This window comes from Buchnera aphidicola (Melanaphis sacchari), from assembly GCF_003096055.1.
Lineage (GTDB): Bacteria > Pseudomonadota > Gammaproteobacteria > Enterobacterales > Enterobacteriaceae > Buchnera > Buchnera aphidicola_P.
Genome location: NZ_CP029161.1, coordinates 80,034 through 104,421 on the forward strand (window position 1 = coordinate 80,034; position 24,388 = coordinate 104,421).

The 24,388-nt window shown below is 29.8% G+C and carries 34 protein-coding genes, 2 tRNA genes and 2 rRNA genes; 31 read left to right on the forward strand and 7 right to left on the reverse strand.

What is annotated here, in order from left to right; translation table 11 throughout:
* Nucleotides 1-5 precede the first annotated feature (5 nt).
* The 22 genes from rplV to rplQ all read left to right on the forward strand — a co-directional run bounded on the left by rplV (nt 6) and on the right by rplQ (nt 10,576).
* Nucleotides 6-338 carry a 50S ribosomal protein L22 gene (gene rplV, locus DD681_RS00445; protein ID WP_158341069.1) on the forward strand — a complete coding sequence of 111 codons (333 nt, stop codon included), beginning with the start codon at nt 6-8 and terminating at the stop codon, nt 336-338.
* 16 nt (nt 339-354) lie between these two features.
* Nucleotides 355-1,056: a 30S ribosomal protein S3 gene (gene rpsC, locus DD681_RS00450; protein WP_158341070.1), complete on the forward strand. Its 702-nt coding sequence runs from the start codon at nt 355-357 to the stop codon at nt 1,054-1,056.
* Between the two features lie 10 nt (nt 1,057-1,066).
* Nucleotides 1,067-1,477 (forward strand): 50S ribosomal protein L16, encoded by a 411-nt coding sequence (gene rplP, locus DD681_RS00455; protein WP_158341071.1) that lies wholly within the window; start codon nt 1,067-1,069, stop codon nt 1,475-1,477.
* A complete protein-coding gene (rpmC, locus tag DD681_RS00460) occupies nt 1,477-1,668 on the forward strand; it encodes a 50S ribosomal protein L29 (RefSeq protein ID WP_158341072.1) in 192 nt (63 codons plus the stop codon). The genes rplP and rpmC overlap by 1 nt, the downstream gene beginning before the upstream one ends.
* Nucleotides 1,669-1,923 (forward strand): 30S ribosomal protein S17, encoded by a 255-nt coding sequence (gene rpsQ / locus DD681_RS00465; protein ID WP_158341073.1) that lies wholly within the window; start codon nt 1,669-1,671, stop codon nt 1,921-1,923.
* Between the two features lie 118 nt (nt 1,924-2,041).
* Nucleotides 2,042-2,410: a 50S ribosomal protein L14 gene (rplN, locus tag DD681_RS00470; RefSeq protein WP_158341074.1), complete on the forward strand. Its 369-nt coding sequence runs from the start codon at nt 2,042-2,044 to the stop codon at nt 2,408-2,410.
* 24 nt (nt 2,411-2,434) lie between these two features.
* Nucleotides 2,435-2,749: a 50S ribosomal protein L24 gene (gene rplX, locus DD681_RS00475; RefSeq protein WP_158341075.1), complete on the forward strand. Its 315-nt coding sequence runs from the start codon at nt 2,435-2,437 to the stop codon at nt 2,747-2,749.
* Nucleotides 2,750-2,763: 14 nt separating this feature from the next.
* On the forward strand, nt 2,764-3,303 hold the full coding sequence (rplE, locus tag DD681_RS00480; protein WP_158341076.1) for a 50S ribosomal protein L5: 540 nt from the start codon (nt 2,764-2,766) through the stop codon (nt 3,301-3,303).
* Between the two features lie 18 nt (nt 3,304-3,321).
* On the forward strand, nt 3,322-3,627 hold the full coding sequence (gene rpsN / locus DD681_RS00485) for a 30S ribosomal protein S14 (protein WP_158341077.1): 306 nt from the start codon (nt 3,322-3,324) through the stop codon (nt 3,625-3,627).
* Between the two features lie 31 nt (nt 3,628-3,658).
* On the forward strand, nt 3,659-4,051 hold the full coding sequence (gene rpsH / locus DD681_RS00490; RefSeq protein WP_158341078.1) for a 30S ribosomal protein S8: 393 nt from the start codon (nt 3,659-3,661) through the stop codon (nt 4,049-4,051).
* A gap of 10 nt (nt 4,052-4,061) precedes the next feature.
* On the forward strand, nt 4,062-4,598 hold the full coding sequence (gene rplF / locus DD681_RS00495) for a 50S ribosomal protein L6 (RefSeq protein ID WP_158341079.1): 537 nt from the start codon (nt 4,062-4,064) through the stop codon (nt 4,596-4,598).
* Between the two features lie 4 nt (nt 4,599-4,602).
* Nucleotides 4,603-4,965: a 50S ribosomal protein L18 gene (gene rplR, locus DD681_RS00500; RefSeq protein WP_158341534.1), complete on the forward strand. Its 363-nt coding sequence runs from the start codon at nt 4,603-4,605 to the stop codon at nt 4,963-4,965.
* A gap of 13 nt (nt 4,966-4,978) precedes the next feature.
* A complete protein-coding gene (gene rpsE / locus DD681_RS00505; protein ID WP_158341080.1) occupies nt 4,979-5,482 on the forward strand; it encodes a 30S ribosomal protein S5 in 504 nt (167 codons plus the stop codon).
* Nucleotides 5,483-5,492: 10 nt separating this feature from the next.
* Nucleotides 5,493-5,684, forward strand: coding sequence for a 50S ribosomal protein L30 (gene rpmD, locus DD681_RS00510; RefSeq protein ID WP_158341081.1), 192 nt, complete (start codon nt 5,493-5,495; stop codon nt 5,682-5,684).
* Nucleotides 5,685-6,119, forward strand: a complete 435-nt coding sequence (gene rplO, locus DD681_RS00515) for a 50S ribosomal protein L15 (protein WP_158341082.1) — start codon at nt 5,685-5,687, stop codon at nt 6,117-6,119. It begins immediately after the preceding gene.
* Nucleotides 6,120-6,129: 10 nt separating this feature from the next.
* Nucleotides 6,130-7,446 (forward strand): preprotein translocase subunit SecY, encoded by a 1,317-nt coding sequence (secY, locus tag DD681_RS00520; protein WP_158341083.1) that lies wholly within the window; start codon nt 6,130-6,132, stop codon nt 7,444-7,446.
* Nucleotides 7,447-7,485: 39 nt separating this feature from the next.
* Nucleotides 7,486-7,602: a 50S ribosomal protein L36 gene (gene rpmJ / locus DD681_RS00525; RefSeq protein ID WP_158341084.1), complete on the forward strand. Its 117-nt coding sequence runs from the start codon at nt 7,486-7,488 to the stop codon at nt 7,600-7,602.
* Nucleotides 7,603-7,705: 103 nt separating this feature from the next.
* Nucleotides 7,706-8,062: a 30S ribosomal protein S13 gene (gene rpsM, locus DD681_RS00530; protein ID WP_158341085.1), complete on the forward strand. Its 357-nt coding sequence runs from the start codon at nt 7,706-7,708 to the stop codon at nt 8,060-8,062.
* A gap of 16 nt (nt 8,063-8,078) precedes the next feature.
* Nucleotides 8,079-8,471: a 30S ribosomal protein S11 gene (rpsK, locus tag DD681_RS00535; RefSeq protein ID WP_158341086.1), complete on the forward strand. Its 393-nt coding sequence runs from the start codon at nt 8,079-8,081 to the stop codon at nt 8,469-8,471.
* A 27-nt stretch (nt 8,472-8,498) separates the two neighbouring features.
* Nucleotides 8,499-9,119 (forward strand): 30S ribosomal protein S4, encoded by a 621-nt coding sequence (gene rpsD, locus DD681_RS00540; RefSeq protein WP_158341087.1) that lies wholly within the window; start codon nt 8,499-8,501, stop codon nt 9,117-9,119.
* Nucleotides 9,120-9,145: 26 nt separating this feature from the next.
* Nucleotides 9,146-10,135 (forward strand): DNA-directed RNA polymerase subunit alpha, encoded by a 990-nt coding sequence (locus DD681_RS00545; RefSeq protein WP_158341088.1) that lies wholly within the window; start codon nt 9,146-9,148, stop codon nt 10,133-10,135.
* A 54-nt stretch (nt 10,136-10,189) separates the two neighbouring features.
* Nucleotides 10,190-10,576 (forward strand): 50S ribosomal protein L17, encoded by a 387-nt coding sequence (gene rplQ, locus DD681_RS00550; protein ID WP_158341089.1) that lies wholly within the window; start codon nt 10,190-10,192, stop codon nt 10,574-10,576.
* 92 nt (nt 10,577-10,668) lie between these two features.
* Here the strand turns inward: rplQ and fmt are convergent, their stop codons facing one another.
* Nucleotides 10,669-11,613, reverse strand: coding sequence for a methionyl-tRNA formyltransferase (fmt, locus tag DD681_RS00555; RefSeq protein WP_158341535.1), 945 nt, complete (start codon nt 11,611-11,613; stop codon nt 10,669-10,671).
* 14 nt (nt 11,614-11,627) lie between these two features.
* Entirely contained in the window at nt 11,628-12,140 is a 513-nt protein-coding gene (gene def / locus DD681_RS00560) for a peptide deformylase (RefSeq protein ID WP_158341090.1), read from the reverse strand.
* Nucleotides 12,141-12,336: 196 nt separating this feature from the next.
* Between def and DD681_RS00565 the strand changes: the two genes are divergently transcribed.
* The 7 genes from DD681_RS00565 to cspE all read left to right on the forward strand — a co-directional run bounded on the left by DD681_RS00565 (nt 12,337) and on the right by cspE (nt 18,252).
* Nucleotides 12,337-12,810: a DUF494 family protein gene (locus tag DD681_RS00565; RefSeq protein WP_158341091.1), complete on the forward strand. Its 474-nt coding sequence runs from the start codon at nt 12,337-12,339 to the stop codon at nt 12,808-12,810.
* Nucleotides 12,811-12,949: 139 nt separating this feature from the next.
* Complete coding sequence (locus tag DD681_RS00570; RefSeq protein WP_261788376.1) at nt 12,950-13,441, forward strand: Sua5/YciO/YrdC/YwlC family protein; 492 nt, start codon at nt 12,950-12,952, stop codon at nt 13,439-13,441.
* Nucleotides 13,428-14,255 carry a shikimate dehydrogenase gene (gene aroE, locus DD681_RS00575; RefSeq protein WP_158341093.1) on the forward strand — a complete coding sequence of 276 codons (828 nt, stop codon included), beginning with the start codon at nt 13,428-13,430 and terminating at the stop codon, nt 14,253-14,255. The genes DD681_RS00570 and aroE overlap by 14 nt, the downstream gene beginning before the upstream one ends.
* A 160-nt stretch (nt 14,256-14,415) precedes the next feature.
* A tRNA-Glu gene (locus tag DD681_RS00580) sits at nt 14,416-14,487 on the forward strand.
* Between the two features lie 179 nt (nt 14,488-14,666).
* A 23S ribosomal RNA gene (locus DD681_RS00585) occupies nt 14,667-17,586 on the forward strand.
* A gap of 98 nt (nt 17,587-17,684) precedes the next feature.
* Nucleotides 17,685-17,799, forward strand: a 5S ribosomal RNA gene (rrf, locus tag DD681_RS00590).
* Nucleotides 17,800-18,042: 243 nt separating this feature from the next.
* The gene (cspE, locus tag DD681_RS00595) at nt 18,043-18,252 is read left to right on the forward strand and encodes a transcription antiterminator/RNA stability regulator CspE (RefSeq protein ID WP_009874442.1); all 210 of its coding nucleotides are present in this window, start codon (nt 18,043-18,045) and stop codon (nt 18,250-18,252) included.
* 132 nt (nt 18,253-18,384) lie between these two features.
* On the opposite strand, the gene ybeD is transcribed toward cspE, so the two are convergent.
* Complete coding sequence (gene ybeD / locus DD681_RS00600) at nt 18,385-18,648, reverse strand: DUF493 family protein YbeD (protein ID WP_158341094.1); 264 nt, start codon at nt 18,646-18,648, stop codon at nt 18,385-18,387.
* 201 nt (nt 18,649-18,849) lie between these two features.
* On the opposite strand from ybeD, the gene cysS reads away from it, so the two are divergent.
* Nucleotides 18,850-20,241 carry a cysteine--tRNA ligase gene (cysS, locus tag DD681_RS00605; RefSeq protein ID WP_158341095.1) on the forward strand — a complete coding sequence of 464 codons (1,392 nt, stop codon included), beginning with the start codon at nt 18,850-18,852 and terminating at the stop codon, nt 20,239-20,241.
* A gap of 1 nt (nt 20,242) precedes the next feature.
* Here the strand turns inward: cysS and folD are convergent, their stop codons facing one another.
* Nucleotides 20,243-21,100, reverse strand: coding sequence for a bifunctional methylenetetrahydrofolate dehydrogenase/methenyltetrahydrofolate cyclohydrolase FolD (gene folD, locus DD681_RS00610; RefSeq protein WP_158341096.1), 858 nt, complete (start codon nt 21,098-21,100; stop codon nt 20,243-20,245).
* Nucleotides 21,101-21,210: 110 nt separating this feature from the next.
* On the opposite strand from folD, the gene DD681_RS00615 reads away from it, so the two are divergent.
* Nucleotides 21,211-21,284: transfer RNA gene (locus DD681_RS00615), tRNA-Arg, on the forward strand.
* Nucleotides 21,285-21,293: 9 nt separating this feature from the next.
* Here DD681_RS00615 and adk read toward each other — a convergent pair.
* The 3 genes from adk to DD681_RS00630 all read right to left on the reverse strand — a co-directional run bounded on the left by adk (nt 21,294) and on the right by DD681_RS00630 (nt 24,340).
* Entirely contained in the window at nt 21,294-21,935 is a 642-nt protein-coding gene (adk, locus tag DD681_RS00620) for an adenylate kinase (protein WP_158341097.1), read from the reverse strand.
* Nucleotides 21,936-22,009: 74 nt separating this feature from the next.
* Nucleotides 22,010-23,884: a molecular chaperone HtpG gene (gene htpG, locus DD681_RS00625; protein WP_158341098.1), complete on the reverse strand. Its 1,875-nt coding sequence runs from the start codon at nt 23,882-23,884 to the stop codon at nt 22,010-22,012.
* A gap of 126 nt (nt 23,885-24,010) precedes the next feature.
* The gene (locus DD681_RS00630) at nt 24,011-24,340 is read right to left on the reverse strand and encodes a YbaB/EbfC family nucleoid-associated protein (protein ID WP_158341099.1); all 330 of its coding nucleotides are present in this window, start codon (nt 24,338-24,340) and stop codon (nt 24,011-24,013) included.
* Nucleotides 24,341-24,388: the final 48 nt, after the last annotated feature.

Here is a 24,388-nt window from a genome sequence, read left to right on the forward strand (position 1 = left end):
GATAAATGGAAATTCTAGCTCATCATCGACAAGCAAAATCTTCTGCTCAGAAAATTCGTTTAATTACAAATTTAATTCGTGGCAGAAAAGTATCAAAAGCGTTAAATATTTTAAGTTTTAATCAAAAAAAAGCTTCTATTTTAGTTAGAAAAGTACTTGAATCTGCTATAGCTAATGCAGAGCATAACGATGGAGTGGATGTAGATTGCTTAATAATAAAAAATATCTTTGTTAATGAAGGTTCTACATTAAAGAGAATGATGCCGCGTGCTAAGGGCAGAGCAGATCGTATTTTAAAGCGTACTAGTCACATTACTGTAATTGTGTCTGATCGTTAATTTTGGAGAATCGGTAATGGGTCAAAAAGTTCACCCTAATGGTATGCGTTTAGGCATAATTAAAAAATGGAATTCTATATGGTTTTCCAATACTAAAGATTTTGCTAATCAATTAGATAGCGATTATAAAGTTCGTCAATTTTTAATGAAAGAATTGATTAAAGCATCGGTTGCAAGAATTGTTATTGAGAGACCTGCTAAAAGTATTCGCGTTACTATTTATACATCTAGACCAGGCATTGTTATTGGTAAAAAAGGAGAGGATGTAGAAAAGTTAAGAAATATAATTGCCAAAATAACTGGTGTTCCAGCACAAATAAATATTTCTGAAGTGCGTAAGCCAGAATTAAATGCAAAATTAGTTTCTGACAGTATTTGTGCTCAATTAGAAAGACGTGTTATGTTTCGTAGAGCGATGAAAAGGTCTGTCCAAAATGCTATGAGACAAGGGGCGAAAGGTATAAAAATTGAAGTAAGTGGTCGTTTAGGTGGCGCTGAAATTGCTCGTAGAGAATGGTATAGAGAAGGCAGAGTGCCATTGCATACTCTTCGTGCAGACATTGATTATAGCATTTCAGAAGCACATACAACATACGGAGTAATAGGTGTAAAAGTATGGATTTTTAAAGGTGAAATATTAGGTGGTATGTCAGCTATCGAAAAATTAGAAAAACCTTCTCTTCAAGTCAAAAGATATAATCGTAAAAATCGTAAGTAAGGTGAGTAAAATGTTACAGCCAAAACGTACTAAATTTCGTAAAATGCATAAAGGTCGCAATCGTGGAATTTCTGTTGGTCATCACGTAAGTTTTGGTACTTTTGGATTACAAGCTATTGATCGAGGACGTTTAACTGCTCGGCAAATTGAATCTGCTCGTAGAGCTATAACAAGGTGCATCAAGAGACAAGGAAAGATGTGGATACGTATTTTCCCCGATAAACCTATAACTCAAAAACCATTAGAAGTTAGAATGGGAAAAGGAAAAGGAAACGTAGAATATTGGGTTGCTTTAGTTCAGCCAGGAAAGATTCTTTACGAATTAGATGGAGTTTCTGAAGAAGAATCGCGTCAGGCATTTAGATTAGCATCAGCAAAGTTGCCTATTAAAACGATGTTTATAAAAAAAACGGTGATTTAATGAAGGAAATATTAGTATTTCGTAAAAAAAGTTTGAAAGATCTTAAGACAGAGCTTTCTCATTTATTACGTGAGCAATTTAATCTACGTATGCAGTCTGCTTCTGGAAAATTAAAACAATCTCATTTGCTGCGTAAGGTTAAAAAAAACATTGCGCAAGTAAAGATGTTATTAACAGAAAAGAGTATATAAATAATGTCAAAAATTCGTACTTTACAAGGTCGCGTGACCAGTAATAAAATGAAAAAATCTGCAGTTGTCTCAATTGAGCGTTTTGTAAAGCATGCAATTTATGGAAAGTTTGTTAAAAAAACTACTAAACTTCATATTCATGATGAAAAAAATGAGTGTTCCATCGGTGATTTAATAGAAATTCGCGAATCTAGGCCCATTTCTAAAACAAAATCTTGGGTTTTAGTTAGAATTGTTGAAAAAACAATTTTTTAAAAAATTTTAAAAAACATGAACAAACTTAGGTCTGCTCATGTTTTATGTTAATTTATGGTGAATTTAATATTAAAGTTATTAAATTTATAATTTTTATAATTTAGGATTATATAAATATATGATTCAAGAACAAACGATTTTAAATGTAGCTGATAATTCCGGCGCTCGTTCTGCGATGTGCATTAAAGTATTAGGTGGTTCGCGAAGACGATACGCTAATATTGGTGATGTCATTAAAATTACTATTAAAGAGGCTATACCAAAAGGAAAAGTAAAAAAAGGAGAAGTATTAAAAGCTGTAGTTGTTCGAACTAAAAAGGGTGTGAGACGAACCGATGGTTCTGTTATTCGCTTTGATAGTAACGCTTGCGTTATTTTAAATAATAATGAACAGCCAGTTGGGACACGTATTTTTGGACCTGTCACTCGTGAGCTAAGAAACGAAAAATTTATGAAAATTATTTCATTAGCTCCTGAAGTTTTATAATATTAAAGTTTTAGAGGATTAAAAATGGCAGCAAAGTTGCGTCGAAATGATAAAATTATTATTTTAATTGGAAAACATAAAGGAAAAAAAGGTACAATTAAAAATGTTTTACCTTCAAATAAGGTAATTATTGATGGTGTAAATTTAATTAAAAAACATCAAAAACCAATTCCATCTCAAAATAAAAGCGGTGGTATTATTGAAAAAGAAGCACCTATTCAAATATCAAATGTTGCTATTTTCAATTCAGAATCTAATAAAGCTGATCGAGTTGGTTTTAGATTCGAAGAAGGTAAAAAAGTACGATTTTTTAAATCCAACGGAAAGATTATTAAATAATTTGGAGTCTTTAAATGGCAACTTTATATGATTATTACAAGTGTACAGTAATTAAAAATCTTATGAAAGAGTTGAATTATACCTCCATAATGCAAGTTCCTAAGATTGACAAGATAATTTTAAACATGGGAGTTGGCGCTGCAGCATCAGATAAAAAAATTTTATCTAATGCCGTATCAGATTTAACGCTAATATCTGGTCAAAAACCATTTATTACTAAAGCAAGAAAATCTGTTTCTAGTTTTAAAATTCGACAAGGTTATCCAATTGGTTGCAAGGTAACATTACGTGGTCAAAGAAAATGGGACTTTTTAGAACGTTTGATTACAATTGCTATTCCACGTATTCGAGATTTTAGAGGATTATCAATTAAATCTTTTGATGGAAGAGGAAATTATAGTTTAGGAATACGAGAACAAATTATTTTTCCTGAAATTGATTATGATAAAATTGATCGTATTCGTGGTTTAGATGTTACTATTACTACTACTGCAAAATCTAATGAAGAAGGTCGAATATTATTATCTTCTTTTAATTTTCCATTTCGTAAGTAAATTATTATAAGGTATTTTATGGCAAAACAATCAATGAAAGAACGTGAAAAAAAACGTTTAAAATTAGCTAATAAATTTTATGTACAACGTACTGAATTAAAAAATATTATAGGCAACATCAAATTTTCTGAAGAAGATCGTTGGAATGCTGTTCTTAAACTACAAAAATTTCCTCGTGATTCCAGTCCTTCACGTCAAAGAAATAGATGTCGTCAAACTGGTCGTCCTCATGCTTTTTTACGAAAATTTGGATTAAGTCGTATCAAGGTTAGAGAAGCTGCTATGAAGGGTGAAATTCCAGGTTTAAAAAAAGCTAGTTGGTAAAATATATTGTATAATTTTTTTGGAGTTCAAAATGAGTATGCAAGATCCCGTAGCAGATATGCTCACTCGTATTCGGAATGGACAATCAGCTAATAAAAATTCCGTTAAAATGCCTTTTTCAAATTTAAAAAATGCTATTTTAGTATTATTAAAAAAAGAAGGTTATATTCAGGATTTTAATGTTCAAGGTCATAAAAAGTTAGAATTGGAAATATTTTTAAAATATTTTAAAGGAAAAGCCGTTATTGAAAAAATTCAACGCGTAAGTTGCCCTAGTTTACGAATATATAAGAAAAGAAATGATTTACCTAAGATAATGGCAGGTTTGGGAATTGCAGTTATATCTACATCTCAAGGTGTTATGACAGATAGTATGGCGCGTCGGCTTGGTCTTGGTGGTGAAGTTATATGCTACGTAGCTTAATGGAGGAAAAATGTCTCGTATTGCGAAGCGTCCAATTCATGTTCCTGAAAATATTCAAGTTCAGTTAAATCAACAATTAATATCTGTCAAGGGAAAATATGGTCATCTTAAGCGGATTATTCATGATGCAGTTGAAGTAAAATATTCAAATTATACAATAGTTTTTTCCGCACGTCCTGGATTTTCTGATGGTTGGGCTCAAGCGGGTACTTCAAGAGCACTTGTTAGTTCAATGGTTACAGGAGTATCAGAAAAATTTTTTAAGAAATTACAGTTTTCTGGAGTAGGATATCGTGTATCTATAGTAAAGGAAAATATTGTTCATATGGTTTTGGGTTATTCTCATCCTATTTTATATACTTTGCCTCCTGATATTAACGTAGAGGTTATATCTCCTACAGAGATTATCATTAAAGGAATAGATAAACAATTAGTTGGTCAAATCGCTGCTAATTTAAGGTCTTATAGAAAGCCAGAGCCTTATAAAGGAAAAGGCATACGTTATTCAGACGAAACTATACATATAAAAGAGGCTAAGAAAAAGTAAAATGATGTTTTTTAAAAATAAAAAAACAAATTCTCGTATACGTCGATCTTTTAAAACGCGTTGTAAAATTAAATCGTTAAATGCAGTACGTTTAGTTGTTCATCGTACCTCTCGTCATATGTATGCTCAGGTAATTTCTCCTGATTCTAAGGTGTTAGTTTGTGCTTCTACTTTAGAAAAAAATATCAAATTAAATTTGAAATATACTGGAAATAAAGAAGCTTCAGAAGTTATTGGTAAGGTTATTGCTCAGCGATCTTTGTCAAAAGGTATTCTTAAAGTTTCTTTTGATCGGTCAGGTTTTAAGTACCATGGACGTATAAAAACACTAGCAGATTCTGCTCGTAATTTTGGATTAAAGTTTTAAGGTAAAATATAGAATGGTTAATACAGAAAAAAAAAATAATAATGAACTACAAGAAAAATTAATTACTGTTAACCGAGTTTCAAAAACAGTTAAAGGTGGGCGAATATTTTCATTTACAGCATTAACAGTAGTTGGAAATGGAGAGGGTCGTGTAGGTTTTGGTTATGGAAAGGCACGCGAAGTACCAGCAGCTATTCAAAAAGCTATGGAAAAAGCACGACGTAGTATGATTAGTATACCATTGGTAAATAAAACTTTACAGCATTCTTTAAAAGGGTCTCATACAGGATCTAATATTTTTATGAAACCTGCATCAGACGGAACTGGAATTATAGCAGGTGGAGCTATGCGTGCTGTATTAGAAGTTGCTGGCATACATAATGTATTAGCTAAAACCTATGGATCAACAAATCCTATTAATGTTGTTCGTGCGACAATGAATGGTTTAATTAATATGAAATCTCCAGAAATGATAGCTGCTAAAAGAAATAAATCTATTAAAGAAATATTAGGATAAGTATTAATTCATGAAAAATATTAAAATAACTCAAATTAAAAGTAAAATAGGTCGCATACCTAAACATAAAAAAATTTTGTTTGGACTTGGGTTAAAACGTATTGGACATAGCGTAATACGTCAAGACAACCCTGCAATTCGAGGCATGATTAAAAAAATATCATATATTTTAAAAGTACAAGAACAAGAGGAGTCATTGTAAATGCATTTAAATACTATTTCTCCCGCATATAAATCTCGCCAAAATCGAAAAAGATTAGGTCGCGGAATTGGTTCAGGTTTTGGAAAAACTGCAGGACGGGGACATAAAGGTCAAAAATCTAGATCCGGAGGTCATGTTAATCGTGGGTTTGAAGGGGGTCAAATGCCTTTGTATAGAAGACTGCCTAAATTTGGATTTAAATCTCGCAAGAAAGCTGTTACAGAAGAAGTTCGTTTGTCAGATATATCTAATTTATCTACTAATTTGATTGATTTGAATGTTTTAAAAAAAGAAAGAATTATTAATAAAAATATTAAATATGTAAAAATTATTTATTCTGGAGAACTAAAAACGTCATTAATATTAAAAGGATTACGCGTGACAAAGTCTGTTCGCGCTACAATTGAAAATCATGGTGGAAAAATTGAAGGATAATCGGTAAATAATGATTAAGACATTGGGATTAAATCTTAAAAATTCTCAAAAAAGTATTATTGAATTAAAAAAAAGAATTATTTTCGTAATCATTGCGCTAATTATTTTTCGTATTGGATCTTTTATTCCTATTCCAGGAATTGATACCACGATTTTATCTAAAATTTTAAATGATCATAAAGGCACTATTGTTGAAATGTTTAATATGTTTTCTGGTGGTGCTTTAAGTCGTGCTTCTATTTTTGCTTTAGGTATTATGCCTTATATATCAGCTTCTATTATAATGCAATTACTAACTTTAGTAATACCTTTTTTAAGTGAACTAAAAAAAGAAGGAGAATCTGGACGTCATAAAATTAATCAGTATACAAGATATGCTACTTTGATCTTGGCATTATTTCAGTCTATAGGAGTTGTTACAGGTTTATCGAGTGTATCAAGTATGCATCATATTGTAATACATTCTGATTTTTATTTTTATTTTACTGCTGTTATTATTTTGGTTACTGGAACTATGTTTTTAATGTGGTTAGGTGAACTTATTACAGAATGTGGTATTGGAAATGGTATCTCTATTATCATTTTCATAGGTATAATAGCAGGATTGCCTTCTGCAATTATTCATACTATTGAACAAACTAGACAAGGTAATTTAAATTTTATAATTTTCTTTTTTATTTTGTTTTTAATTTTTTCAGTAATTTTTTTTGTAGTTTTCATTGAAAGAAGTCAAAGAAAAATAATTGTTAATTATGCTCAACGTCAACGAGGTCGTCGTATTTATTCAACTCCGAGTACACATTTGCCTTTAAAAATTAATATGTCTGGTGTTATTCCGGCAATATTTGCTTCAAGTGTAGTGCTTTTCCCTGCTACTATTATATCTTGGTTTAATATAGATGATAAATGGCACATAATAAAAATTATTGCCTTTTATTTTCAACCTAATCAACCTTTATATTTAGTATTATATGTTGTTTCTATAATATTTTTTTGCTTTTTTTATACTGGATTAATGTTTAATCCTCGTGAAACTGCAGATAATTTAAAAAAGTCAGGTGCTTTCATTTCAGGTATTCGTCCTGGTGAGCAAACTGCTAAATATATTAATGTAATAATGATGAGATTAACTTTTTTTGGCTCTTTATATATTTCTTTTATTTGTTTAATACCAGAATTTATGAGAAGTGCTATGAATGTACCTTTTTATTTTGGAGGTACGTCTTTATTAATTGTAGTTGTAGTGATCATGGAATTTATTGTCCAAATTCAAACTTTGATTATGTCTAGTAAATACGATGCAATGTTAAAAAAAGCTAATTTTTAAGTAAATTTCAATGATTTTTAAGAATTCCGGAGAAATCTAATGAAAGTCAAAGCATCTGTTAAAACTTTATGTCGTGATTGTAAAATAGTACGAAGAAACAATGTTGTACGTGTTATTTGCAGTAATGATCCGAAGCATAAACAGCGTCAAGGCTAGAAGCACATGAATTAAAATTTTTTTAAAAAATTTATTATTGAAATAATATATATTAAGTACTTACTATATTTTTAATTTTAGTAAATAAAAAAAGGATTTATAAATGGCTCGTATTGCTGGCATTAATATTCCTGAAAATAAACATGCTGTAATTGCGTTAACAGCTATATATGGAATAGGCAGAAAATTATCTAAAAAGATTTGTCATGATTCCAAAATTTCTGAGAAAATTAAAATAATAGATTTAAAGGAATCTCAAATAGATGTGTTAAGAGAAAATGTTGCAAAGTATGTTGTTGAAGGTGATTTAAGAAGAGAAAAAACTTTAAATATTAAACGTTTGATTGATTTGAATTGTTATCGGGGTTTACGTCATCGTAGAGGACTTCCAGTCCGCGGACAAAGAACTAAAACCAATGCACGTACTTGCAAGGGTCCGCGAAAGGCGATAAAAAAATAATTAGGTAATTTCACATATGGTTAAGAATTCAACTGTTCGAACACGAAAACGTATTAAAAAACAAATTACAGATGGGATAGCTCATATTCACGCATCTTTTAACAATACTATTGTTACTATTACTGATAGACAAGGTAATACTTTAGGCTGGGCTACTTCTGGAGGTTCTGGATTTAGGGGTTCACGCAAGTCTACCCCATTTGCTGCGCAAATTGCAGCAGAAAAATGTTCTGAAATAGTTAAAGATTACGGAATAAAAAATTTAGAGGTTATGGTAAAAGGTCCTGGTCCCGGAAGAGAATCTACTATTAGAGCTTTAAATTCTGCGGGCTTTCGCATCACAAATATCACTGATGTAACGCCTATTCCGCATAATGGTTGCCGTCCTCCTAAAAAGCGTCGTGTTTAAATTCTAAGGAATATTTGGAGAAAAAAAATGGCAAAATATTTAGGTCCTAAATTAAAGCTAAGTCGACGTGAAGGTACTGATTTATTCTTAAAATCTGGATTTCGCCCCATAGATTCAAAATGCAAGTTAGAGCATCCACCTGGACAGCATGGTGTTAGAAAACCTAGATTATCTGATTATGCAATACAATTGCGTGAAAAACAGAAAGTTCGTCGACTTTATGGTATTTTAGAGCGTCAATTTAGAATATATTATAAAAAAGCTTCTCGTTTAAAAGGTAATACTGGAGAGAATTTATTAAAATTACTGGAAAGACGTCTTGATAATGTAGTTTATCGTATGGGATTTGGGTGCACTCGTTCTGAATCAAGACAGTTAATTAATCATAAATCTATTCAAGTTAACAGTCGTATTGTAAATATTGCTTCATATCAAGTTTCTCCTCAAGATCAAATTTCTATAAGAAATAAATCTAAAAATCAATCTCGCATAAAAGCATCTTTAGATCTTTATGAACAGAGAGAAAAGCCGATTTGGATAGAAGTAGATAGCAAAAAAATGGAAGGTATATTTAAAAGATTTCCTGAACGTTCTGATTTATCTGCAGAAATTAACGAACATTTAATTGTAGAACTTTATTCTAAATAGAATTTTCTACTTATCGAGAGGACGTTATGCAGAGTTCTATTATGGGTTTTTTAAAACCTCGTTTAGTAGAAATTGAACAAATTACTCCTACTCATGCTAAGGTTACGTTAGAGCCTTTAGAAAGAGGATTTGGTCATACACTTGGAAACGCTCTTCGTAGAATTCTTCTTTCTTCTATGCCTGGATGTGCAGTAACAGAAGTAGAGATTGATGGAGTATTGCATGAGTACAGTACGAAAGAAGGTGTTCAAGAAGATATTTTAGAAATTTTATTAAATTTAAAAGAATTGTCTGTTCGAGTACATGGAAAAGATGAAGTTTTTTTATTTTTAAAGAAATCAGGCATTGGTTCTGTTGTTGCTGCTGACATTCAGCATGATGGAGATGTTGAAATTATTAAGCCAGATCATATAATTTGTCATTTAACTAATGATAATTCTTCTATTCAAATGAGAATTAAAGTTCAACGTGGAAGAGGTTATATTCCTGCTGCTTCTCGAATTCATATAGAAGATGATACAAGATCTATAGGGTGTTTATTAGTAGATGCATGTTTTAGTCCGATAGAACGCATTTCTTATAACGTACAAGCAGCTCGCGTAGAGCAAAGAACCGATTTAGATAAATTAATTATTGAAATGCAAACTAATGGAACTATTGATCCTGAAGAAGCCATTCGTAGAGCTGCTACTATTTTGTCTGAACAATTAGAAGCATTTGTAGATTTAAGGCATGTTAGAGAGCCAGAAATTAAAGAAGAGAAACCGGAATTTGATCCAATTTTATTACGTCCTGTTGATGATTTAGAATTGACAGTTCGCTCTGCAAATTGCCTTAAAGCAGAAGCAATACACTATATTGGAGATTTGGTACAAAAAACTGAAGTAGAACTTTTAAAAACTCCTAATTTAGGGAAAAAATCATTAACAGAAATTAAAGATATATTAGCTTCTCGAAATTTATCATTAGGAATGAAATTGGAAAAATGGCCTCCGTCATCTCTTTTAGATGAATAATATATTGAATAAAAAGTTTAAAAAAATATAACTTTTTTAAGAGGAGTATAGTGTATGCGACATCGAAAAATTGGTCGAAAATTAAATTGTAATAGTGATCACCGAAAATCTATTTTTAAAAATATGGCGTGTTCTTTATTTTTAAATGAAATTATTAAAACAACGTTAGCAAAAGCAAAAGAATTACGCAGAGTCGTCGAGCCGATTATTACTATGTCTAAAATTGATACTATAGCTCATAGAAGATTAATTTTTTCTAGAATTCGTAATAATGAAGTAGTAACAAAATTATTTAAAAATTTAGGACCTCTTTTTAATGATCGACCTGGTGGTTATACTCGAATTTTAAAATGCGGATTTCGATCTGGAGATAAAGCTCCCATGGCTTATATTGAATTAGTTGATCGAGTAAAAAACACAAAATTAATTAAAAAAAGTTAATAAAAATTAATTTTTTAAAAAGATAAAATTTAAAGCAAACGGAAATATACCGTTTGCTCATTTTTTAGAAATAATTAAAAATTTTTTTATATTTATATAATTTTTTTAAGACAAAAAAAATTTTTTTTAGAATCTAGCATTGTTTTAACATGAGCAATTTTTTTTCCTGGGAACTGTATTTTTTGGATGTTTAATATATTCTTAGCTGTTTGTATTTGAATACCATATTTGTTATAACAAAGGATTTCTCCTATATTAACATTTGATTGGATATTAGTTATAACTGTTGCTTCCCAAACTCGTACAACTATTGTATCAACGATAAAATAACATATTGGCCAAGGATTAAAAGCGCGTATTAATCTTTCTAAAAAATGAGCTTCTTTATTCCAATCTAATAAAGCATTTTTTTTAAAAATTTTTTTTGAAAAAGTAACATATTTTTCATTTTGTTTTATTTCAAAAATATCATTATTATTAATTTTTTCTAAAGTTTTTAATAGACCTTGAATTCCTATTTTTGCTAATTTGAAAGATAATGTTTCTGTAGTATCCTTAGATGATATTTGACAATTTGATGAATATATTATATTTCCGTCATCAATTTTTTCGTTCATTTTAATAATACTTATACCTGTTTCCTTGTCATTAAATAAAATAGATGATTGAATAGGTGTTGGACCTCTCCATCTAGGAAGTAATGATGGATGTAAATTAATACAACCTTTTAAAAACATAGTTAATATTTCTTTAGGTATGATTTGACCGTATGAAACTACTATCATAATATCTGCATTAAAATTTGATATTTTTTTTTGAATTTTTTTATTGTTCAATGTTATTGGTTGAATGATAGGAATTTTATTTTTTATAGAAAGCATTTTTACCGGAGAAAAAACTTTTTTTAGCCCTCTTCCAAGAAAACGATCTGGCTGAGAAATTACTGCTATTATTTTATATTTTTTTTGAATTAGTGCGTTTAAATGTTGTTCTGAAAAATGATCAGTTCCAGCAAAAATAATTTTTAATGTTTTCAAATTTTTTCTCATTTTTAAAAAATTTTATTTTTTCTTTTGTTTATTTTTTTAATTTTCTTTTGAATTCTAGATTTCTTCAGCTCAGAAAGATAATCAATAAATAATTTCCCTTGTAAATGATCAACTTCATGTTGTATACAAATAGAAAGCAGTGAATTAGCTTCTATTTCGATATTATTTCCATGGGAATTAAGAGCTTGAACTTTAATATAGTTAGAACGAGGCACAAAAGCACGATATTCTGGAATTGATAAACAACCTTCTTCAATGCTAATATTTCCCTTTTTTTCAATTATTTTAGGATTTATAAGTACCAAATTATCTTTTTTCTCATCAAGTTTACTAATGACTACAATTTGTAATTGAATATCTACCTGAGTTGCTGCTAAACCAATTCCTTCTTCTTGATGCATTGTTTCAATCATGTTATCAATGATATTATGTACCTTAGAATTAATTTTAATTACTGGTTCGGCTATCAATCTTAATCGTTGATTAGGATAGCGCAATATTTTTAAAACAGACATATATTTGAATTTACAATAATTTAATTTTGTATATTAGTATAAACTTTTTTTTTATAATTAAAAGTATACTTTTAAAAGGTTTTTTATTAAATTTATTATTGGTTCAATATATCATATTTATAGGTAAATTTTAAAAAAATAACATATAAGCTTGTATTACTAAAAATCTAAATTTTAATGTATAATTGAGGATATAATGTTTGAGATATTAATATATTTGTTTGAAACTTATATTCATAATGAGTCAGAAGTTTCTATTGATTATGAAAGTGTTACTAATGATTTATCGGATATAGGTTTTAAAAAACAAGATATTTATAACGCTTTGCGTTGGCTTAAAAATTTATCTTGTTGTAAAAAAAATATTATTTCTGCTTTTGATACAAATTTAAATTATATATCAACTCGTGTTTATACTACAGAAGAACTTTTTAAGATTAACGTAGATTGTCGTGGTTTTATATTTTTTTTAGAGCAATTAGAAATTTTGACGTTGGATACACGTGAAATAATTATTGAAAAAATTATGGCGCTTGATATTACTGAATTAGATCTTGAAGATTTTAAATGGATTGTATTAATTATATTATTTAATATTCCCGGGTGTGAATTAGTTTATAAAAAACTTGAAAATGTATTATTTAATTTTAAAATTAACAGTGTTCATTAATTTTTTAAAAATAAATTGTTTTTATTTTATAAATTTTGATGCGAGGTTTTAAGTGAATAAAAATATCTTTTTAACTTCGTTAATTTATTGCATACAAGAGTTATACAATAGTAATGTTATTGCTTATCCTACAGAAGCTATGTTTGGTTTAGGATGCGATCCAGATAATAAAAAAGCTGTTAAAAAGTTGTTAAAATTAAAAAAAAGGAGTATTAAAAAAGGACTTATATTAGTTGCTTCTCATTATAATCAAATAAAAAATTATATTAATGAGAATAGTTTATCGATTAAGAAAAAGAAAGATATGCTCATGCAGTGGCCTGGTCCGGTAACATTTTTAGTTCCTGCCAGTATTTCTGCACCTCATTGGTTAACAGGTCATTTTAATACTGTCGCGGTGCGAATTAGTAATCATTTTAGTATAATTAAATTATGTAATATTTTTGGAAAAGCTTTAATTTCAACTAGTGCTAATTTCTCTAATATGCCTCCATGTCTTACTACAGAAGATATTTGTAGAATTTTTGGAAAGAAATTTCCATTACTTAATGGAAAAATTGGTTCTGAAAAAAATCCTTCTACAATAATTAATATCATCAACGGCAAATTTATTCGTCATGCAAACATTTAAAAACTTTAATTATGCTTTATTTGGAAATCCTATTAATCACAGTAAATCTCCTTTAATTCATAAGTTATTCAAAAAACAAACACATATTCTTCACATTTATAAAGCTGTAAATATTCCGTTGAATCAGTTCTCTTTGCTTGTTTATAATTTTTTTAAAAACAATCTTAAGGGAGCTAATGTTACAGCTCCATTTAAAGAAGAAGCATACTTTTTTTCTAACAAGTTAACTGAACGTGCTAAAATAGCTCATTCTGTAAATACTCTAAAAAAAATTGATAATACAACTATTTTAGGAGATAATACTGATGGTATAGGTTTATTATCTGATTTACAAAGGATAAATTTTATAAAAAAAGGTTTTTCTATATTAATTATTGGTGCAGGTGGGGCAGTCAAGGGAATTTTATTTTCAATTTTATCTTTAAATTGTACAGTGTATATTTTAAATCGAACTCTCTCAAATGCTAAACGTTTGGTAGAACAATTTAGTAAATATGGAAACATTTATATTTTTGAAAAAAATAATTTTAAAGAGAATTATTTTAATTTAGTTATTAATGCTGTATCAAGAAATGTCGTAAAAGAAGATTTTGTACCTCTATCTGTTCTCAGTGATCAAACTTTTTTCTATGATATGAATTATGATGTTGTTGATACACCATTCATCAGTTGGTCGGCTAAAATAGGTTCTAAATTAATTTCTAACGGAATAGGTATGTTAGTTTTTCAAGCAGCTTATTCTTTTTTAGAATGGCACAATATATTTCCTAAAACTGATTATATTATAGATATTTTGAATAAAAAACAATCATAAATTAAATAATTTTTTATAACTATTTTTTATACTAAATTTGTTAATAAAACTACTTAAAGTATTTAACTTTATATTTAATGTATATTAATTTAATTTAAAAAAATACTTGACTCTTTTTTTGCTATCTGTATTATTTATTATAATGTTTTAAACATTTGAAGTCCCTTTCGTCTAGAGGTCAGGACATCGCCCTTTCACGGCGGCAACAGGGGTTCAAATCCCCTAAGGGACAAAAATAAAATTATTTTAAAAAATAATATGTACTAATTTAAATTATTGTGTTACTCTTAACGCAAGAAATAAAAAATAAATAATTAAAATATAAATCTTTAATAAATGCTCTTTAAAAATTCGGAAAACAAGCATATAAATTAATTTTATATACAAAAAAAAGACACCTGTGGGTTGTAAGGTTAAGCAAATAAGCGTATATGGTGAATGCCTTGGCAGTCAGAGGCGAAGAAGGACGTGCTAATCTGCGAAAAGCGTCGGTAAGCTGATATGAAGCGTTATAACCGTCGATTTCCGAATGGGGAAACCCGATACATTTTTGTATCATTATTAATTGAATTAAATAAATTAATAAAGCTAACCAAGGGAACTGAAACATCTAAGTACCTTGAGGAAAAGAAATCAACCGAGATTCCCTAAGTAGTGGCGAGCGAAAAGGGAAAAGCCTAGAACTATAATCAAAATACGTTATAATAGAATGTTTTGGAAAACTCAGCGATACATGGTGATAGCCCAGTATATGAAATAACTTATTTTGTGGGTTCAAGAAGTAGAGCGGGACACGAGAAATCCTGTTTGAATATGGGGGGACCATCCTCCAAGGCTAAATACTCCTGACTGACCGATAGTGAACTAGTACCGTAAGGGAAAGGCGAAAAGAACCCCGGCGAGGGGAGTGAAATAGAACCTGAAACCATATACGTACAAGCAGTGGAAGCATTAAAGAATTTTGTAATGTGACTGCGTACCTTTTGTATAATGGGTCAGCGACTTGTACTCTGTAGCAAGGTTAACCATATAGGGGAGCCGAAGGGAAACCGAGTCCTAAATAGGCGTTAAGTTTCAGGGTACAGACCCGAAACCCGGTGATCTAGCCATGAGCAGGTTGAAGGTTGGGTAAAACCAACTGGAGGACCGAACCGACTGATGTTGAAAAATCAGCGGATGACTTGTGGCTAGGGGTGAAAGGCCAATCAAACCGGGAGATAGCTGGTTCTCCCCGAAAGCTATTTAGGTAGCGCCTCGTGAATTCATCTTCGGGGGTAGAGCACTGTTTCGGTTAGGGGGCCATCCCGGCTTACCAATCCGATGCAAACTCCGAATACCGTAGAATGTTATCACGGGAGACACACAGCGGGTGCTAACGTTCGTTGTGGAGAGGGAAACAACCCAGACCGCCAGCTAAGGTCCCAAAGTCATAGTTAAGTGGGAAACGATGTGGGAAGGCATAAACAGCCAGGATGTTGGCTTAGAAGCAGCCATCATTTAAAGAAAGCGTAATAGCTCACTGGTCAAGTCGGCCTGCGCGGAAGATGTAACGGGGCTCAAACTATGCACCGAAGCTGCGGCAGCAAACTTTAAAAGTGTTGCTGGGTAGGGGAGCGTTCTGTAAGCCAATGAAGATGTATTGTAAAGTATGTTGGAGGTATCAGAAGTGCGAATGCTGACATGAGTAACGATAAAGCAGGTGAAAAACCTGCTCGCCGAAAAACTAAGGTTTCCTGTCCAACGTTAATCGGGGCAGGGTAAGCCGACCCCTAAGGCGAGGCTGAAAAGCGTAGTCGATGGAAAACAGGTTAATATTCCTGTGCTTAGTTTTATTGCGAAGGGGGGACGAAGAAGGTTAGGTTATCCGAGTGACGGATATCTCGGTTTAAATGTGTAGGTATGATAATTAGGCAAATCCGATTATCTTTAATCTGAGGCATGATGACGAATCATTAAATTGATGAAGTAACTAATACCACGCTTCCAAGAAAAGCCTCTAAGCATCAGATAAAATTAAATCGTACCTCAAACCGACACAGGTAGTTAGGTAGAGAATACTAAGGCGCTTGAGAGAACCCAGGTGAAGGAACTAGGCAAAATAGTGCCGTAACTTCGGGAGAAGGCACGCTAGTTTTAAGTGATAGGATTTACTCCTTTAGCTGAATCTAGTCGAAGATACCAGCTGGCTGCAACTGTTTATTAAAAACACAGCACTGTGCAAACACGAAAGTGGAAGTATACGGTGTGACGCCTGCCCGGTGCCGGAAGGTTAATCGAAGGAGTTAAAGTGTAAACTTAAAGCTCTGAACTGAAGCCCCGGTAAACGGCGGCCGTAACTATAACGGTCCTAAGGTAGCGAAATTCCTTGTCGGGTAAGTTCCGACCTGCACGAATGGCGTAATGATGGCCAGGCTGTCTCCACCTGGGACTCAGTGAAATTGAAATTGCTGTGAAGATGCAGTATATCCGCGGCAAGACGGAAAGACCCCGTGAACCTTTACTATAGCTTGACACTGAATTCTGAATTTTAATGTGTAGGATAGGTGGGAGACTTTGAAGTTAAAACGCTAGTTTTAATGGAGTCAATCTTGAAATACCACCCTTTAAAATTCGAAATTCTAACCTAGCGCCGTTATCCGGTGCAGAGACAGTGTCTGGTAGGTAGTTTGACTGGGGCGGTCTCCTCCCAAAGAGTAACGGAGGAGTACGAAGATTGGCTAATCACGGTTGGACATCGTGAGGTTAGTGCAAAGGCATAAGCCAGTTTGACTGTGAGCGTGATGACGCGAGCAGATGCGAAAGCAGGTCTTAGTGATCCGGTGGTTCTGTATGGAAGGGCCATCGCTCAACAGATAAAAGGTACTCCGGGGATAACAGGCTGATACCGCCCAAGAGTTCATATCGACGGCGGTGTTTGGCACCTCGATGTCGGCTCATCACATCCTGGGGCTGAAGCAGGTCCCAAGGGTATGGCTGTTCGCCATTTAAAGTGGTACGCGAGCTGGGTTTAGAACGTCGTGAGACAGTTCGGTCCCTATCTGCCGTGGACGTTGGAAGATTGAGGGGGGCTGCTTCTAGTACGAGAGGACCGAAGTGGACGCATCACTGGTGTTCGGGTTGTCATGCCAATGGCATTGCCCGGTAGCTAAATGCGGAAAAGATAAGTGCTGAACGCATATAAGTACGAAACTTGCTCCAAGATAAATCTTCCCTGAAACATTTTGTGTGTTTACTGAAGGGACGTTGAAGACTACAACGTAGATAGGCTAGATGTGTAAGCATAGCAATGTGTTGAGCTAACTAGTACTAATGACCCGAGAGGCTTAACCTTACAACACCAGAGGTGTTTTAAATAAATTTAATAAAAGCTTGTTTTACTGAATTTATTGTTGTATTAATATATATATATTATAATAGCACTAAAAAATTTCTGGTCAAAATAGTGTAAGGGTACCACCTGAATCCATTCCGAACTCAGAAGTGAAACGTTACAACGCCAATGGTAGTACGGGGTCTCCCCGTGTGAGAGTAGGTAAAGCCAGAAAAATACAAAAAAACCCGAAAATTTTCGGGTTTTTTTGTATTTAAAATAAATCGTAGTAATCGTTTTATTGAATTTATTTTAAATATTTTTTTAAATTTGTTTGTTATCTAGCTAACAATAGATTTACATGTTAATCTATTAAAAATTTTATATTATTTTTGATTTTTTGCAGTATAAAAATCATTTATAATTATTTAGTTCTTTTTTTAATTTAGTATATTTTTATGTGAAGGTATAATATAGATGTCCAAGATCAAAGGTAATGTTAAGTGGTTTAATGAGTCTAAGGGATTTGGTTTTATTACTCCAGAAGATGGAAGTAAGGATGTATTTGTTCACTTTTCGGCTATACAAAGTAATGGATTTAAAACTTTAGCAGAAGGTCAAAGTGTTGAATTTGAGATTACTGAAGGAGCAAAAGGACCATCTGCTGCTAATGTTATTAGTTTGTAAATCAAAAATTTATTTTATATTAAAAAAAATATAAGATAAAAGTATTATTTTAGTACGGCTCTTTATGGAGCTGTACTATTTATTTAAAGTATATTAAAATTTTATTATTATTTATATTTTAAAGATATACCATTATAGTACTATTCTTACTGCATTTATTTTGCTAATATTATAATATAAATTTTCAATTTGTGCGAAGTTTTCGGCATGCACTGTAATAGAAATAGAGATATAATTACCCTTATTACTTGATTTTACTTGAGGTATATAATCTCCAGGTATTTGAATTTGTATCACTTTTATTATTTGATCTAATAATTCAGGGTTTGCTAAACCGATAATTTTATAAGTAAAAAAACAAGGGAATTTTAATATTTCTCGTAATTTAGTCTGCATTAATTAATCCCGGTTAATTTTTATAAGCATATTTTTAATTTTTTTAATTAAAAATATTTTTTTCATTATGATAATAAGTTATAAATTTAAATTTTTAGAAAATTCAAATAAGTATTAATGATATTGTTAGTGTAACATACTGATAATATAGAAAATAATATATTTTTGTTATTTTTAAAAAAAGTTTCTTATGAGAAAATTATGTTAAAGATTTTTAATACATCCACTCGTAGAAAAGAAATTTTTAAACCCATTAATAATGGAAAAATTAATTTATACGTATGCGGTGTTACTGTTTATGATCTTTGTCACATTGGTCATGCACGTACTTTTGTAGTTTTTGATATGATAGTGAATTATTTAAGATCTATTGGTTTTTCAGTTCAATATGTTCGAAATATTACTGATATTGATGATAAAATTTTAGAAAAATCTTTAGAAAAAAAAATTGATTTTCGTATTTTTACGGATACTATGATTCATTCAATGAACCAAGATTTTTCTTTATTAGGAATTATTCCACCTAATGAAGAGCCTCGTGTTACAGAATATATTGATCATATTATTGCAATTATTATTAAATTAATTAAAAATAAAAATGCATATGTCAATGATCATGGTGATGTAATGTTTTCAATAAATAGTTATAAAGAATACGGAAATTTATCTCGTCAGCCCTTAAATAATTTAATTTCTGGCACTCGAAAAATTCAAAGTAAAACTAAAAAGAATCCATTAGATTTTGTTCTTTGGAAAAAATCCAAAAAAAAAGATAAAATTTTTTGGAAATCTCCTTGGGGGGATGGTCGTCCCGGATGGCATATTGAATGCACAGCAATTACTAACTTTTTTTTTAAAAATTCGCTAGATATTCACGGAGGAGGTTCAGATTTATTATTTCCTCACCATGAAAATGAAATATCTCAATCCAGATGTTTAAGTCATAAATTTAAAATAAATTTTTGGATGCATTCTGGTATGGTAATTGTTAAAAATCAAAAAATGTCTAAATCTTTAGGAAATTCATATTTTTTAAAAGATATCTTATCAATTTATGATTCTGAAGTTTTACGTTATTTTTTCTTATCTACGCACTATAGACATCCAATTTATTATTCTGAAGAAAATCTAAAAAAATCACAATTATCATTAGAATATCTTTATAAATCTATAAACGATGCTCATCCTATTCCAAATAGAAAAGAAGGTTTAAGTTTTGAAAGCGAATTCTATTCTGCTATGAATAATGATTTTAATACTCCGCGAGCTTGTTCGATTTTATCAAAAATAGCACGTAAGATTAATTTTTTTAAAAAAATTAATCTATCTAAATCAAACTTTTTAGCTTTTCGATTAAAAAAACTAGCAGAATTTTTAGGTCTTTTAAAAAAAGAGCCAAAAATTTTTCTTCAAAGACAACAATTTTTTGATAAAAAAATGATAAAAAAAATTGAATTTTTGATTGAAAAAAGAAATATTGCTAGAAAATTAAAGTTATGGGAAGAAGCTGATAAATTACGTAATGAATTAAAAAATTTAGATATAATTTTAGAAGATTTGCCGAAAGAAACATTATGGCGTCATAAAAAATAATTTATTTATCATGATATTTTTCACAAGCTTCTAACGTATTTTCTAGTAATGTTGCTACTGTCATTGGACCTACTCCACCTGGAACTGGTGTAATATAAGAGGCTTTTAAAGATGCTGATTTAAAATCTACATCTCCTACAATGTCTCCATTTTTTAATTTATTAATTCCCACGTCTATTACTATGGAGCCGTTTTTAATCCACTGTCCTTTTAAAAAATTTGGTTTTCCTATGGCTACAATTAATAAATCTGCTATATTTACATGACTTTTTAAATTTTTAGTAAATCTATGTGTTACAGTAGTAGTGCATCCAGCTAGTAATAATTCCATACTCATCGGTCTTCCTACTGTATTAGAAGCCCCTACGATAACAGCATGTAACCCATGCGTATGAATTTTTTTATACTTTAACATAGTAATAATACCTTTGGGTGTACAAGCTCTTAGTGTAGGATTTCTTTGACATAGGGAGCCTGTATTATAAGGATGAAAACCATCAACATCTTTATCAGGTCTAATAGCACTGAAAATTTTAGTATAATTTATTGTTTCAGGTATAGGTAATTGCACTAAAATTCCATCTATTTTTAAATCATTATTTAGTTTTTGAATTAAATTTAATATTTTTTTTTCATCTACATTTTCTGGAAAATGCCAATATTGAGATAAGAAATTAACTTTTTTACAAGCTATTATTTTTCTTTTTACATAAATTTGAGATGCCGAATTATTTCCAATTAAAATCATCGCTAATCCAGGCATCCTTTTTTTGTTTTCTTTTCTTTTTATAATTTTTTTTAAAATTTTAATTTCTATATTTTGTGCTATTTTACTACCGTTAATTATTATTGCAGTCATTATTTAATTACTCTATTAATATGATAAAAACAATTATTTAATTTTTTTTAATTAAAATAAAATGTTAATTTAGTTGCATATATATTATTTTAGTGTTAAATTTCGTCTATGCGTTCTTAGCTCAGATGGATAGAGCAACGGCCTTCTAAGCCGTAGGTCACAGGTTCGAATCCTGTAGAACGCAAAAAATTTATTACTTTTTATTTAAAATAGACTCTATTTTTTTAAAAATGTTAGATAATTTTTCTGCTCCATCAATTTTAAAATATTTCAGTTCTGGCTTTTCCAAATAGTATTTTCTCAAAGGAATTATTTTTTCTTCATATTCTTTTAATCTTTTTTTTACACTGCTAATTTTATCGTCTTCTCTTATACTTAATTGTTCTTTAGTAATATCATCTTTATTTTTTTCTTTTGGTGGATTAAAATTAATGTGGTAAATTCTTCCTGATGAAAAATGTATTCTTCTTCCAGATACTCTTTGAAGGATTATTTCATATGGAACTATAAATTCTAATATATAATCTATTTTTACATTAATTTTAGATAGATATATTGCTTGTTTTTTTGTTCTTGGAAAACCATCTAATATAAATCCATTTTTACAATCTGATTTATTCAGCCTTTCATTTAGTAAATTACAAACAATTTTGTCTGAGACTAATTTTCCGTTTTTTAATATTTCATTGATTTTTTTGCTGATCTGATGATTTTCTTCTATTTTTTTTCGTAATATATCTCCTGTAGAGATTTTCGGAATATTATATTTTTTTTCAATAAACTTTCCCTGCGTCCCCTTTCCTGTTCCAGGAGCTCCTAATAAAATAATACGCATATAATTAGTTTTCGTTTTAAATAATGTATTTTAAGTTTACGATTACTACTATAGCAAAGTAGTAATCACATTTTTTATTCTTCTATAAGAAGTTTATTAATTGTTGCAATAAATTTGTGTGGATTTTCTAAATTTCCTTTTTCTGCAAATAGTGCTTGATCTAATAATAAATTAATCCATTCATCAAATTTTTTATCATCATTTATTTTGCATATTTTCTTTATTAATGGGTGCTGTGGATTAATTTCAAATATATACTTTAATTCTGGAACTGTTTGTCCTGCTGCGCTAAACAGTTTTGCCATTTGAGTGCTCATTTCATTTGCATCACTAAGAACAACGCATGGAGTTTCTGTTAATCTATAAGTAGTTCTCACTAATTTAATTTTATTTCCAAGTACTTTTTTTGCTCTTTTTAAAAAATTAGAAATATCTGTTGAAATCTTCTCGTTTTTTATTTTTTCTTTAGTTAACTTATTTAATGATATATCTTCTTTACTAATAGATTGAAATTTTTTTCCTTCAAATTCAACAAGATAATTCATCATCCATTCGTCAATTCTATCTGATAGCAGTAAAACATCAATATTTTTCTTATTAAATAATTCTAAATGAGGACTATTTTTTGCTGAGGTGTAACTATCTGAAGTAATGTAATATATTTTTTCTTGTTCTTTATGCATATTAGATACGTATTCCTTTAAAGACATTGTTTGCTCTGCAGTATTGTTTTTGAAGGATGTAAATCGTAATAAGTTAGCAATTAAATTTAAATTTTTACTATCTTCTGCAGGTCCTTCTTTTAGAACTAATCCAAATTGATTCCAAAAAATTTGATATTTATTATTGTTTTTTGATAATTTTTCGAGCATTTTTAATGATTTTTTTATCAATGCTGATTTTAAATTTTGAGTAATAGAATTATCTTGTAGTATTTCTCGAGAAACATTCAGAGGCAAGTTATTTGAATCTATTATACCCTTAATAAATCTTAAATAATTTGGAAGAAATGCTTGTGAATTATCCATAATATAAACACGTTTTACATATAATTTTAAACCATGTTTACTATCTTTATTCCAAATATCCCATGAAGCTTTTTCTGGAACATACAGTAAACTAATGTATTCATGAACACCTTCTACATGGCTATGATTCCAAATAATTGGGTTATTTTGATCATTAGTAAGGTGTTTATAAAATTCTTGATATTCAACTTCAGAGATTGACGATTTTTGTTTTGTCCATAATGCTTTTGCTTTATTTGTTTGTTCCCAGAAATAAATTTTCTTTTTTTCATCATACATCTGTATTTCTATTGGAACTGTAATATGATCAGAATATTTATTAATTATGCTTTGAATTCTCCATGTTTCTAAAAATTCATTTTCTTCTTTTTTTAAAAATAAAGTAATTTCAGTCCCCTTAGTTTTTTTAACAATATTTGTAATATTGTATTCTCCCTTTCCGAATGATTCCCATAATGTTCCTTGATCATTATTATTTCCAGCAAATCTTGTTCTAACTAAAACTTTTTCAGAAACAATAAAGGAAGAATAAAATCCTACACCAAATTCTCCGATTAGTTCATTTTTTACATTATTTTTTTGATTTTCTAAGGATTTTAAAAATGATTTAGTACCCGATTTAGCAATAGTACCTAAATTATTAATAACATCTTGCCGAGTCATTCCAATCCCATTGTCATTGATAATTAATGTTCCTTGAGATTTATTTACAGATATTTGAATTTTAGTATTACTCTCATTTTCGTATAATTCTGGTTTAGATATTCCTAAAAATCTTAGTTTGTCTATTGCGTCTGATGCATTAGATATAAGTTCCCTTAAAAATATTTCTTTATTTGAATATAAAGAATGAATCATTAGATGTAATAATTGTTTTACCTCTGATTGAAAACTATGTGTTTCTTTTTTTAGTTTATTCATAAAAATCTCTATTTTGAAAATGTGTGTATAAATTTTATTAAAGTATTCTTAAAATATTATATAATTAGTATTAATGATATATTAATAATATTAAATATATTTTTAAATTATTTTTTTAAACATTCATTATATTGGAATATTAAATCCTGTAGGTAATTGCATTCCTGTAGATATAGAAGACATTTTTTTCTTTTGAGCTTCAGAGATACGTCTTGTAGCATCATTAAATGCTGCAGCTGCTAAATCTTCTAGCATATCTTTATCATCTTTTAATAAACTTGGATCAAATTCTACTTTTCTACAATTATGCGCTCCATTAATAGTTACTTTTACTAATCCTGCTCCGGCTTCTCCTGTTACTTCCATTTGAGCTATTTCTTCTTGTATTTTTGCCATTTTTTCTTGCATTTGCTGAGCTTGTTTCATTAAATTACCTAAATTGCCTTTAGTAAACATATTTTTCTCTTTTAAATATTTAGTAGATAAAATTATTTAAAATAAATT